This window comes from Microbacterium sp. A20, from assembly GCF_004794515.1.
Lineage (GTDB): Bacteria > Actinomycetota > Actinomycetes > Actinomycetales > Microbacteriaceae > Microbacterium.
Genome location: NZ_SSDF01000088.1, coordinates 38,063 through 50,253 on the forward strand (window position 1 = coordinate 38,063; position 12,191 = coordinate 50,253).

General features: G+C 66.2%; 13 protein-coding genes. 8 read left to right on the top strand and 5 right to left on the bottom strand.

Annotated elements, in window-relative coordinates:
* Window positions 1-10: 10 nt before the first annotated feature.
* On the bottom strand, window positions 11-1,252 hold the full coding sequence (locus tag DW298_RS15380; protein WP_136043346.1) for a multidrug effflux MFS transporter: 1,242 nt from the start codon (window positions 1,250-1,252) through the stop codon (window positions 11-13).
* Window positions 1,253-1,380: 128 nt separating this feature from the next.
* Between DW298_RS15380 and DW298_RS15385 the strand changes: the two genes are divergently transcribed.
* From DW298_RS15385 to DW298_RS15395, 3 genes are all read left to right on the top strand, one after another.
* Complete coding sequence (locus DW298_RS15385; RefSeq protein WP_136043347.1) at window positions 1,381-1,746, top strand: cyclophilin-like fold protein; 366 nt, start codon at window positions 1,381-1,383, stop codon at window positions 1,744-1,746.
* A 1-nt stretch (window position 1,747) separates the two neighbouring features.
* Window positions 1,748-2,452, top strand: a complete 705-nt coding sequence (locus tag DW298_RS15390; RefSeq protein ID WP_136043348.1) for an SDR family NAD(P)-dependent oxidoreductase — start codon at window positions 1,748-1,750, stop codon at window positions 2,450-2,452.
* Between the two features lie 66 nt (window positions 2,453-2,518).
* Window positions 2,519-3,397 carry a helix-turn-helix transcriptional regulator gene (locus DW298_RS15395; RefSeq protein ID WP_136043349.1) on the top strand — a complete coding sequence of 293 codons (879 nt, stop codon included), beginning with the start codon at window positions 2,519-2,521 and terminating at the stop codon, window positions 3,395-3,397.
* Between the two features lie 43 nt (window positions 3,398-3,440).
* Here DW298_RS15395 and DW298_RS15400 read toward each other — a convergent pair whose 3' ends face one another.
* Window positions 3,441-4,328: a helix-turn-helix transcriptional regulator gene (locus DW298_RS15400; RefSeq protein ID WP_136043350.1), complete on the bottom strand. Its 888-nt coding sequence runs from the start codon at window positions 4,326-4,328 to the stop codon at window positions 3,441-3,443.
* A gap of 153 nt (window positions 4,329-4,481) precedes the next feature.
* Here DW298_RS15400 and DW298_RS15405 point away from each other — a divergent pair, with 153 nt between their 5' ends.
* From DW298_RS15405 to DW298_RS15415, 3 genes are read left to right on the top strand one after another with little or no spacing between them, the layout of a single operon-like run.
* A complete protein-coding gene (locus DW298_RS15405; RefSeq protein ID WP_136043351.1) occupies window positions 4,482-4,862 on the top strand; it encodes a DUF2255 family protein in 381 nt (126 codons plus the stop codon).
* Window positions 4,863-4,882: 20 nt separating this feature from the next.
* The gene (locus DW298_RS15410; RefSeq protein ID WP_136043352.1) at window positions 4,883-5,572 is read left to right on the top strand and encodes an NAD(P)-binding domain-containing protein; all 690 of its coding nucleotides are present in this window, start codon (window positions 4,883-4,885) and stop codon (window positions 5,570-5,572) included.
* Window positions 5,573-5,599: 27 nt separating this feature from the next.
* Window positions 5,600-5,938 (top strand): hypothetical protein, encoded by a 339-nt coding sequence (locus DW298_RS15415; RefSeq protein WP_136043353.1) that lies wholly within the window; start codon window positions 5,600-5,602, stop codon window positions 5,936-5,938.
* Between the two features lie 236 nt (window positions 5,939-6,174).
* Here DW298_RS15415 and DW298_RS15420 read toward each other — a convergent pair whose 3' ends face one another.
* A complete protein-coding gene (locus DW298_RS15420; RefSeq protein ID WP_240745155.1) occupies window positions 6,175-6,504 on the bottom strand; it encodes a hypothetical protein in 330 nt (109 codons plus the stop codon).
* Between the two features lie 376 nt (window positions 6,505-6,880).
* On the opposite strand from DW298_RS15420, the gene DW298_RS15425 reads away from it, so the two are divergent.
* A complete protein-coding gene (locus DW298_RS15425) occupies window positions 6,881-7,915 on the top strand; it encodes a hypothetical protein (protein WP_136043354.1) in 1,035 nt (344 codons plus the stop codon).
* Window positions 7,916-8,200: 285 nt separating this feature from the next.
* Here the strand turns inward: DW298_RS15425 and DW298_RS15430 are convergent, their stop codons facing one another.
* Window positions 8,201-8,545 carry a hypothetical protein gene (locus DW298_RS15430; protein ID WP_136043355.1) on the bottom strand — a complete coding sequence of 115 codons (345 nt, stop codon included), beginning with the start codon at window positions 8,543-8,545 and terminating at the stop codon, window positions 8,201-8,203.
* A 288-nt stretch (window positions 8,546-8,833) separates the two neighbouring features.
* Between DW298_RS15430 and DW298_RS15435 the strand changes: the two genes are divergently transcribed.
* Window positions 8,834-9,787, top strand: a complete 954-nt coding sequence (locus DW298_RS15435) for an HAD family hydrolase (protein ID WP_136043356.1) — start codon at window positions 8,834-8,836, stop codon at window positions 9,785-9,787.
* A 52-nt stretch (window positions 9,788-9,839) separates the two neighbouring features.
* Here DW298_RS15435 and DW298_RS15440 read toward each other — a convergent pair whose 3' ends face one another.
* Window positions 9,840-12,173, bottom strand: coding sequence for an arylsulfatase (locus tag DW298_RS15440; RefSeq protein WP_136043357.1), 2,334 nt, complete (start codon window positions 12,171-12,173; stop codon window positions 9,840-9,842).
* Window positions 12,174-12,191 lie beyond the last annotated feature (18 nt).

The following is a 12,191-nucleotide window of genomic DNA, read 5'->3' on the forward strand; positions in this document are numbered from 1 at the left end:
TCTCTGGGGGTCAGTGGATGGTTGCGGATGCCGTGGTCACGGCAGGTTCGGGCGCGTGATGACGCGGCCGGACGACGAGTAGGCATGCGAGGGCGGCGAGCACGGCCGAGGTGGTGGTGACGACGCCGAGTGGCAGGATGCTGAGCGCTCCGGCGACGCCGACGAAGGGTGCCGCGATACCACCGAAGCCGAAGCGAGCCATTCCGAGGAGAGAGGCCGCGGTACCGGCCATCTGCGGATATCCGCTGAGTGCGATGGCGGTCGCGGGCGGGGAGGCGATGGCTACGCCGCTGGCCAGCGTGAACAGGGAGAGGACGACGACCCAGAGGGGGACGGCCACCACACCGGCGAGAAGCAGCCCGAGAGCTCCGGCCGCGGTCACGGCCACGCCGACGGCGAGCGTGCCGCCCACGCTCCATTTCTCTGCCGCTTGCCCTGCGAAGTGACCGAACACCATGAAACCGGCGGAGTTCAGACCGAACGCGGCGGCGTACCACTGCGGGGAGAGCCCGTAGATGTCCTGCAGGACGAAGGTGGCACCGGAGAGGTAGGCGAACAATGCGGCGTAGAGGAACCCCTGGTTGAGTACCGCTCCGAGGAACGCGCGGTCCCGCAACAGCGTTCCGAAGTCGCGGAGGGTGTGACCGAACCCACCGGAGGTGCGCTGGTCACGTGGAAGCGTCTCCCCGAACACGAAGAGAACGAACGCGAGGATCGCAGCTCCCGCGACGGCGAGGAACACGAACAGACCGCGCCAATCGGTGAACGTCGTCAGAACTCCGCCCAGCAGCGGACCGACGATGGCCGCGAGGCCGCCCACGACGGTCAGTCGTGCGTAGAACCGGATCAGCTGCGAGCCGGCATAGACGTCGCGGCCGGCCGCGTTCGCGATGACGATCCCCACTCCGCCGGCGAGCCCCTGCACGAAGCGGGCGGCGATGAGTGTCTCGACCGTCGGGCTGAACGCGCACAGCAGCGACGTCGCCACGTAGGCGACGATCCCGATCACGAGGACGATCCGTCGGCCGTACCGGTCGGACAGCGGCCCGGCGAGCAGCTGGCCCGCAGCGAGCCCGATGAGGCACGCGGTGACAGTGAGCTGCGCGACGGACGTCGCCGCACCCAACTGCTGCGTGAGCGCCGGAAGCGCGGGCAGGTACAGGTCCATGGAGATCGGACCGAACACGGTCAGCACCAGCAAGAGCGCAGGCAGCATCCGACTCATCTTCGGTTGCGTGGCGGAGGACGTCATGCACACCAGTGTTCTCCGGGCGGCGCATCGTCGGGAGTCCCTGGCGAGAGGTGTACTGACAGGGAACCCTTCGCGTGACATAGCGCTTGCAGAATGAGAAGCTCGGACCACCTGAGGAGTATCAACCGATGAGAGTACGACTGTCCGCCGCTGCCGGTCCAGATTTCAGCGCGGAGCTCTTCCCGCACCCTGTGGCGGCCGAGTTCGTGTCGCAGCTGCCCGTCACGCTGACGTTCTCGGACTTCAACGGCGTCGAGAAGGTCGCCACCCTGGATTCACCCCTGAGCGTCACAGGTGTCCCGGATGCAGACTCCCCGCATCCGGGCGAGATCGGATACTACGCGCCGACACGGGGCATCGTGCTCTATTACGGCCACGTCGGCCAGTGGTCAGGACTCGTGAGAATGGGGACACTCGATCTGCCGGTCGAGGAGATCCAGGCACTGCCGGATGGCACCAGCATCCGCATCACGTCGCTGAGCGACGAGGCCTGAGATGTCGCTGATCCTGGTGACCGGGGCGTCCACCGGTCTCGGCCTCGCCACCGCGCGGGCCCTCGCTGGCGACGGGCATGATGTCGTCGTGCACGCGCGCACACTCTCTCGCGTGCCTCGCGGCGGGTGGCGGGGAACCCTCACCGGGGACCTCACCGTCGTCGACGCTGTGAAGCAGCTTGCCCGAGAAGCTGACGCGTTCGGTCGGTTCGACGCCGTCGTGCACAATGCCGGGGCGCTGCATTCGCCGGACGCTGTGCGGGTCAACACCCTCGCACCCTACGTTCTTACCGCGTCGATGCATCGTCCTGAACGGCTCATCTACCTGAGCAGTTCCATGCATCGCGGTGGAGGCACCGACCTTACGGGCTTGCGGAGCGGTTCCGGATCGTACAGCGACAGCAAGCTCTGGGTGACGGCCATGGCCCTCGCTCTCGCGACTCGTTGGCCAGACACCCTCGTCCATGCGGTGGACCCCGGATGGGTGCCAACGAGGATGGGCGGTTCCGGGGCGCCGGACGACCTTCGCGAAGGGCACCTCACCCAGGTGCACCTGTCGACCGCCGAGTCGATCACGCCGCGCACCGGCGGGTACTGGCACCATCTGAGCACCCAGCGGCCCGCTGCCGCAGCGGCGGACTCGATCTTCCACGAGCACCTGCTCGCCGCGCTCGCAGAGACCGCAGGCGTGACACTCGCCGGATGAATGGCGGCGTGAGGGGTGCACTCTCAGGGCATCCCTCCCGCGGGGCAGGAACCGTACGCTGATCCCATGGACAATCGAGCAGAGGTTCGCGAGTTCCTGATGACGCGCCGCGCGCACCTGACCACGGAGTCTGCGGGCCTTCCTGCAGGAACGAACCGGAGAGTGGCAGGACTGCGTCGCAGCGAGGTCGCCATGCTCGCCGGTGTCTCCGTGGAGTACTACAGCAAACTCGAGCGCGGAGCCATCGCCGGAGCATCCGCGTCCGTGTTGGACGCCGTCTCCCGTGCTCTGCAGCTCACCGACGCCGAGCATTCCCATCTGCTCGACCTGGCTCGGGCCGCTGACGGCATACCGTCTTCCGGCCGCAACCGCCGTCGAGCCGTGAAGACCTCCGCGCCGCGCCCGAGCCTGCAATGGGCGCTGGACTCCATCACCGACGCCGTCGCGTTCGTTCGCGACCAGCGACAGAACCTCATCGCGACCAACGCGCTCGGACGCGCGTTCTACTCCCCGGTCATCGGCGACGGCGGGCGGGTGCCCAACCTCGCTCGGTTCCAGTTCCTCGACCCCGCGGCCCACGACTTCTATCCCGACTGGGAGCTGTTCGCCGAGATGTGCGTCGCGGTCATCCGCGCCGAGGCAGGACGAGACCCGCATGACAAGGGCATCCAGGACCTCGTCGGGGAGCTCTCGACTCGTAGCGACGTCTTCCGGACGCTCTGGGCGGCGCACAACGTCCGCACGCACGGTTCGGGCATCAAGCGCTTCCAGCACCCGGTGGTGGGCGAGCTCACCCTGGTCTACGAGGAACTCGCTCTCACCGCGGAACCCGGGCAGGTCATGCTGATCTACTCTGCGGAACCGGGCTCGCCGTCGGCGGAGCGCTTGGCCCTTCTCGCCTCCTGGGCTGCCGAGAGCTCGGTACGCACCACTCCTCCCGCGTAAACGCGGACGAGACGCGACCCGGGCGGAGCAGCTACCAGCGGCGTCATGGGCGCGACGGGATCTCCTTCGGTGCCGCCAGGGCCACCTCGCTCTGGGTGTCGACCCAGGTGGCGAGCAGCGTGAGGTTGTCGGCCGAGGGCGTACCCGGGTCGGCGGTGTACGTGGTGATGGAGAGGTGGGGGTCACCACGTAGAGCGAAGTCGTTATAGGTGACATCCAGCAGCCCGGCAACGGGGTGATTGATGACCTTTCGGCCACGCATGTGCCGGTGCACGTTGTGCTTCGCCCATCGCTGACGGAAGTCAGCGCTACGGGTCGACAGCTCGCCGACCAGCTGGGTGGTCTGCTGGTCCAATGGGTCGCGTCCGGCGGTCGCGCGAAGAACGGCGACGCAGAGATCTCTCGCATCGTCGAGGTTCGTGTAGAAGTCCGCTGCACGGCTGTCCAGGAATGCGAACAGAGCGAAGTTCGGGCGCTGACTACCGTCGAGCAAAGCACTGTAGAGCGCGCGGCCGAGGCCGTTGGCGGCGAGAATGTCTAGTCGCTCGTTCTGCACCACCGCAGGGACTGTCATGGAGTCCAGCACCTGTTGCACCGACGACGAGATGGGCGATGCCTTCGCGGATGACCTTCGGCGCGGACTCGGCGCGACGTTGCGGGCGAGGTCGTTCAAGTGCGCGCGTTCGTCGGCATCCAATTGCAGTGCGCGCGCTACCGCGTCAAGGACGCTCTCCGAGGCACCGCCGATCCTTCCCCGTTCCATCCTCGTGTAGTACTCCACGCTGAGTCCTGCGAGCATCGCGACTTCCTCGCGGCGCAGGCCCGCTACGCGCCTGTCGCTCCCACCCGCAAACGGCAGTCCTGCCATCTCCGGGGTGATCCGTGCCCGGCGGGTCATCAGGAAGTCCTTGATCTCATGCTCGATCTGCATACAGAGAGGCTACGTCCCGTGTTCCGGCGGTGGGGTTCCCTGTCAGGGACTGCCACGAGCTGATCTTCGGACGGAGCATGGAATCACCCGCCCACGTGGGACGTGCTGCACTTGCGCCGCCCACACGTGAGCGGCGACGAAAGGAACGAGCTAATGACCGCCTGGTCTACTCCTGGCATCACCCGCATCGCGGCTACAGACGACCTGCATATCGCCCCGTTCCGTGCAGACGGATCTACCTACGGCACGCCCACCTGGATCTGGTCCGTCGTCGTCGACGGTCGGCTGTTCGTCCGCGCCTGGAACGGCACGCGTTCCCGGTGGTACCAGTCGGCGATTGCGCAGCGCGGCGGCCGGATCACCGCAGCAGGCGACACGTTCGAAGTGACGTTCGCGCCCGCAGACAGTGCGCTCGAAGGTCAGATCGACACTGCATACCGCCGCAAGTACGACGGCAGCAGCTACCTGCCACCGATGGTCGCCGCCGGCCCCCAGGCGGCGACCATCGAGATCACACCCCGCGCAACCGCGTGAGTCACAGAAACGAGACACCTATGAAGATCGCCATCATCGGCACAGGGATGGTCGGACGCGGCCTCGCCGCGCGCCTCGCCGGCCTCGGCCACGACGTCGCCATCGGCACCCGCGATGTCGACGACACTCTCGCCCGGACCACGGCCGACGGGATGGGCACACCGCCATATGCCCAGTGGCAGCAGGGCAACCCCCAGGTGCGTCTCCTCCCCCTCCCCGACGCGGGTGAGCACGGTGAGGTCGTCATCAACGCCTCGAACGGACAGAACGCCCTCGCGGCGCTCGAAGGCGTCGGTGCCGCCCCGTTGGCCGACAAGGTCCTGCTCGATCTCGCGCTCCCCCTCGACCTCTCGAAGGGATTCCCGCCGACCCTCACCGTCTCCAATACTGACAGCCTGGGCGAGCAGATCCAGCGTGCCTTCCCGGACACTCGAGTCGTGAAGTCGCTGACGTCGGTGTACTACCAGGTGATGATCGACCCCACCCGAGTACCGGGCCCGCACAGCATCTTCGTCGCCGGCGACGACTCCGACGCCAAGCACGTCGTCGAGGGACTCCTCGGCGAATTCGGATGGCCGACCGAGTCCATCATCGACCTGGGCGACATCACCGGAGCCCGCGGCGTGGAAATGTACGCCCGCCTGTTCTTCACCCTGTACAACGCGTTCGGGACGTTCGACTTCAACATCAACGTCACGCGCGCGAACTGAACCCCAAAGAACAACGAAAGAAAAATGATGGACAACACTGCAATCCTGCCCAGCGTCGGAGAGACCTGGCTCGCCGACCTCGGCCCCGACACCCCGCTCGGACACTTCACCGTTGAGATCGCCTTCGAAACTGAAACCCGCGTGTCGTTCCTCGCGACCGGAGGCGCCATCAAGGGTCGCACCGAGACGATGGAGTACACCACCACCCAGGTCCGCGACGGCCTCTACGTGGTGCGGTGGACCGAACCCGATTCCCTCGACCACGTCACCCACATCGAGGACTACACGAACGGAACTTGCATGGCCTCATCCGTCGTCGGTGGAGAATTCGTGCAGCTGCACGGCACCTGGACCAAGGTGCGCTGAGCGCCGACGCTGACCCACGCTTCCATGCGTGAGAAGGCCGGGAATAGCGACGCTACTGTCGCGTTCCCGGCCTTTCGTACGTCCAGCCGAGGCAAAGGGCAGTTCCTTCGCCCTGGCGATCTTGTTCGACGGGCTAGCACCCGCGACCGTGAGAATGAAATCCTCGTGCTCACGCATCACGCGTGATCTCGAGCCGAGCGTAGCGTCCGCCGATAGCCCTATACTCCGTCTCAACTTCATGACGAATCGTCGAACGCTCCACCCACTTCAACTGCATTACCCCAGACCCAGCATCGAAACGTGGTGTCGCCGGCACGGAACTCGATACCTGCGGCCGATGGCGTGGAGCGGGCGAGCTTGGCGTCCACGCGGATGGCTTCCGGGCCGAAGCGCACCCACGCCCGGACCGCACGGTACGGCTGGGGGTAGATCGTGACCGGCTGTTCTCGAAGGCGGAGTTCGCGGTCCGTAAGGGATTGGAGGGGGCCGGATCGAGCTGCGGCGAGGATCGCCTGGTGCTGGGAGCGCATGTCGTAGTGAGCAGCGAGACGCTTGCTGGACCCCATGCCGGCTCCCTTCTCCGGCCTGCATTCAGGGTAGCAACCTTCGAAGCTATGTTCTATTCTGAACTCATGCGACCGACAACCGATCACCTCCCGGCAACACTATGGATGGTCGACGACATTCCGTCGAGGAGGCGCGTGCTGACGGCTCGATCCGGTTGCAACGTCGGTCGGACCCGCCTGCAACCGAACGGACTACTCAAGAGTCCTTCCTGGACTACTTGCACCGGCAGGCGGAACCCCCATCCGAGGCCTGACGACCTTGCGCGACGCGGCGACCTGAGATCGCCCTCCAGATTCCTGGCGGGCGTGACGCCCCTCGCGCGGTGAGCCAGTAGCGCTACGCGCTACGGAGTCGATGGCGGCAAGGCGTAGCTCCTTGGCGAACGTCAGCTGCATCCACCGCGCGATTACCGGATATACGCCTTCTCCATCCTCTCGACACGCAACTGAGGCTGCTGACGCCGTTCGATGCTCGGAGGCGTTGCGCCGATATGGTCGAGCCATGGCGCATCCCCCGTGGCCTGAGCGGGGCCTTATCCGCGTTCCGGTCACTGAGCCCGACGAACTCGATGCGTCGCGCGTCTTAACCGACCGGCTGCGTCAAATCGACTCGATCCTTGCGCGCTACGCGACCATCGCTCAACTTCGAGCGAAGCCCACCTCGGAGCTCGGTGACGACGACCGACGCACGAGCTGGCTCCACCTGAGCCACTTCGTCGCGTCGTGCATGTCGATGGCCACCGACAACCTGGCCGCCACCAAGCAGCTGCTCCTTCCAGACGGAGCACAGCTCGAGCACCGCGTCACCGCGCACTTCCCTCTACTGCGTGCCGCTCTCGAGTCCGCCTCCACGGCGTTATGGCTGCTCCGACCCGACATTCAACGCGACCGCATCATCCGGCTCCTCCAGCTCCGCACAACCGACATCGACTACGACTTGACCCTCATCAAGGCCGCGGCGAAGCTCGCTGACCTGAGCACGCCCCAAGGAAGGTCAGCCTCGCAAGCCGCGATCCGCGGCGGAGTTGCTCGCCGGAAGCGCCACCTGCACCAGATGGCGAAGATCGCCGAAACTGAAGGCATCAGCGTCGACGACTACGTCGGCGGCGCGCCCGGGCACAGTGTCATTGTCGAGCAAGCGACCGACTACCCGGACCTGAACGGCAAGTATGCCTCCGCCGTCTGGCGACTCATTTCCGGCCTCACCCATCCCTCCCCCCTACGCATGATGAGCACGAGCAAGCACGGCGACACCGTCGACAACGAGGACGGCACCCTCTATGTCGTCGCATCTATGAACCTCGCACACACGACAAACGCACTCCTCGCCTCGATGATGACGTACCGGCATGCCACCGAAACCCTCGCTGCACGGGTCGCTCGCGTTACCCACCGGTCGGGTCCCGCCTGACTCACACGCACGCCAGCACGAATTAGTCGTGGATGCCCGCTCGCAGCGATATAGAGGAAATAGAGGATTACCGCTCAGCCCGTGGAGGATCGACTCGGCATAGCCGCTCAAACTCCCCCGGAATCACGCGGTGAAACACCTTCCGCGTACAACCCACATCAGATCAACTGCAGCACGACGAGACCCCGCCTGATCCAGGCGGGGTCTCGTCGTTTCCGGCGGGATCCAGCGCAGTCGACCGGGCGACGGGCGCGGCAGTGACGCAGTCGCATCGGGCAGGCGGCTTCACACCAGCGAGGACTCGAACCCGGCCAGCCCCTCGGGCTCCTCCCCCGGCTCGAAGGCGGGCACGGCCTTCGGCGTCAGCGTACGTGCCCGCGCGAGCAGTCTTCTCGCCGCTCCCTCGTCATCGTCGATCTCCGGTGCGAGGTCTGCTTCGACCACGGCGATGGGGAGCATCGCTCCGAGCGCCAGACGGACGTTCACGCGCTCGCCACCCGATCCGACGACGGGGATCTCGACGACATCGTTCCGCCGCTCCTCGGTCAACGCCAGCCAGTACTGCACCACCGCATCGGCCGTCGCGTCGCCGGTCAGATAGCTTCCGACCTGGGTGACGAGTGTCTTCATGCTCACTCCCTGGACTCGTCCGGATGCGTCTCGCCACCGGGTCCGGGGCGGCACTTTCACACTAGGGTCGAGTCATTTCCGCACGTGACCCCCTTGCGGATTCGCCGCTACGGTGATTCAGTACGGCACCGCGGAGGCCCACCCCTCCGTAACTCTGCTCCGACGGCGGCGGCGCGTGCGGGGCCGTCCGCATCGCCCCGACCGGGTGACGGAGGGCTGCACGAGGAGACCGCGGATGGGACTCTGGAGGCCATCGCCGCCCACTCATCGAGAAGCGAGGACCCCGACATGACCGATCACAGCTCCCTTCCCTCCTGGCGCGACACCCCCACGCGCAGTGCCATCGAGGCGTTCATCGCCTCCGTCACCGAGGGACCGGACGCGGTGCCCGTCGAAGAGCGCATCGCCGTGTTCGACAACGACGGGACGCTGTGGTCGGAGAAGCCGATGCCCACGCAACTGCATTACGTCGTGGAGCAATGGCGTCTCGCAGCAGAGCACAACCCGGAGCTCGCCGAGCGACAGCCGTATCTGGCGGCCGTGAGCGGCGACTTCGGCTGGCTGAGCACAGCGATCGACAAGCACTACGGAGGCGATGACTCGGACCTGAAGACCATCATCCAGGCCCTCGTCGGCCTCACCGACGGCATGAGCGTGGAGGACTACGCCGCTTCCGTCGCCGAGTTCTACCGCACAGCTCAGCATCCGCTCCTGAAGCGCCCGTACGCCGACGCGGTGTATCAGCCGATGATCGAGCTGCTCCGCTACCTCGAGCACCACGGCTTCACCTGTTACATCGTGTCGGGGGGCGAGCGCGACTTCATGCGCCCGATGACGCAGGCGAACTACGGCATCCCGCCCGAGCGCGTGGTGGGCTCCGCTTTCGGCCTCAGCTGGGACGACGCGGGTGCCACCGTGCGGTACTCGTCTTCCCTCGCCTTCTTCGACGACGGGCCCGAGAAGCCGATCCGGATCTGGAGCCGCATCGGTCGGCGCCCGCTGTTCGCCGGCGGGAATTCGAACGGTGACACGGCCATGCTCGACTTCGCCCGCAAGGGCCCGCGCCCCGGGTTCGCGATGCTGATCCACCACGACGACGCCGACCGCGGCGACGCGCCCTACGATGCGGGCGCTGAGAAGGCCCTCGCATCCGCCGCGGGCGCCGGGTACACCGTCGTGAGCGTCAAGGATGACTGGGCGACCGTCTTCCCCGCGGCATCGTCCGAGGTCGACGGAGCCTGAGACGACGCAGAAGGCCCGGAGAGCGATACTCTCCGGGCCTTCTTTCGTGCGGCTACTCTCGCGAGAGCATGGCCGCCGCCTCGAGTTCGAGATCGCGATACTGCTCCGCGCTCACGTCGACCCCGACACCGAGCAGCTTGCCGCCGGTGAACGGGAACGGGTTGCTGTACTGACTGCTCACCGGATCCGCACTGTCCCAGCCGACGCACAGTCCATCGCCGCACAGGGTGAACTTGCCGATCTGCGCCCGCATGGGACCGGACGCCACCGCGCGGTCGTCGACGTACAGCGTGGCCGTGCCGAGCGACTCGCCGTGCTCACCCGCCGACTCGCGGATGAACTCCACACCGAGCGTGTGCGGCCCCGGCGTCAACTCCTCGGAGGTGAAACTCTGCTCCGGCGGGATCCCGAGGAAATTGTAGACGTAGGTCAGTCGGTTGTCCTTGACGAACAGCGAATGACCCCCGAAGCGCGAGCCGTGGGCGAAGAGCACGCCCTGGGCGCCCTCGTCGAGCACCACGTCAGCGATGATCTTGTACGACCGACCACGGACGTTCACGGCCACGCTCTCCGGGATCGCCGCCGAGCCCGGGTAGTAGATGTAGCGCTCACGCGGCGGCTCCGCTTGGGGGCGCTCGACCGTGAGCTGGTCACGTGCCGAGCGGTCGTCCAACGGGAGCACGAAGTTCGCATCCGCCTCCTCGAACCACGCGTCGATCAGCTCCTGGAGCTTCTCAGGATGGCTCGCGGCGAGGTCGTTCGACTCGGAGCGATCCTCCTCGACGTTGTACAGCTCCCACACGTCCGCCTCGAAGTTCCCGCGTCCGGTGAGCGGCGCATGCACGGCCGCCGCCTTCCATCCGTCCTTCCAGATGCCGCGGGTGCCGAGCATCGCGTAGTACTGGGTCTTCTTCTGAGTGGGTGCGTCGGGCGCGGCATCGAAGCTGTACTTCATCGACACACCGTTGAGCGGCTGCTGCTTCACGCCGCGATAGGTCTCGGGCATCTCGACGCCGACGACGTCGAGCACCGTCGCGACCACGTCGACGGAGTGATGGTACTGGTGGCGCATCTCACCCTTGGCGGCGATGCCTTTCGGCCAGTGGATCACCATCGGGTCGCACGTTCCGCCCGCGTACTGCGAGTAGCGCTTGAACATCTGGAACGGCGTCGAGAACGCGACGGCCCATCCGGTCGGATAGTGGTTGTACGTGTCGGCCGAGCCCAGTCGATCGAGCATCGCCAGGTTCTCCTGGAGGTCATCCGGGTAGCCGTTGAAGAACTTGTTCTCGTTGACCGACCCGTTGGGCGATCCCTCCCCCGAGGCACCGTTGTCCGCGCAGTAGAAGACGAGCGTGTTGTCGAGCTGACCGGTCTCCTCGAGATAGTCGATGACCCGGCCGACCTGCGCGTCGGTGTATTCGGAGAAGCCTGCGAACACTTCGGCGAACCGCGCGAACAGCCGTTTCTCGTCGTCGCTCAGCTCGTCCCAGGGGCGCACGAAGTCGGCGGGATTCGCGACGTCCTCCGGCAGCGGGTTGACCGGGGTCAGCGCGGTCCCCTCGGGCACCACACCCTTCTCGACCATGCGGGCGAGCACCCATTCGCGATAGGCGTCGTAGCCGTCGTCGAAGGCGCCCTTGTACTTATCGATGTACTCCTGCGGCGCGTGATGCGGAGCGTGGTTGGCGCCAGGACAGAACCACATGTACCAGGGCTTGGAGGGGTTCGATGCCTGCTGGTTGCGGATCATGCTCAGCGCCTGATCGGCGAGGTCCTTGGAGAGGTGGTATCCCTCTTCGGGAGTCGCCGGCGCCTCGATGAAGTGGTTGTCCTCGACGAGGTCGGGGTACCAGTTGTTCGTCTCTCCGCCGAGGAAGCCGTAGAAGCGGTCGAAGCCGAGCTGCAGCGGCCACATCGAGCGGTGACCCCCTGGGGCGTTGTCCTCTTCCGGTACGTTGTGGTTCTTGCCGACCCAGAAGGTCGAGTACCCGTTCTCCTGAAGGATCTGCCCGATCGTCGCGCACTCGGCCGGCAGCCGACCCGCGAGTCCGGGGAATCCGTTCGTGCCCTCCATGATGACCCCGGCACGGTTGACGTGATGGTTGCGCCCGGTGAGCATGGTCGATCGCGTGGGCGAGCACAGCGATGTGGTGTGCCACTGCGTGTAGGTGAGTCCGTCCCTGGCGAGCCGGTCCATCGTCGGCATGTTGATCCGGCCGCCGTAGGGCGACCAGGACGCCATGCCGGTGTCGTCATAGAGGACGACGAGGACGTTGGGCGCGCCCTCGGGCGCCGATTTCAGTTCGTACGGCGACCAGTCCGGGACCGAGTCGCGCACGTCCAGCGAGATCTTCCCTGCGAAGTCCGAATTGAATTCCGACATCTTCTCTCCTTCGATCAC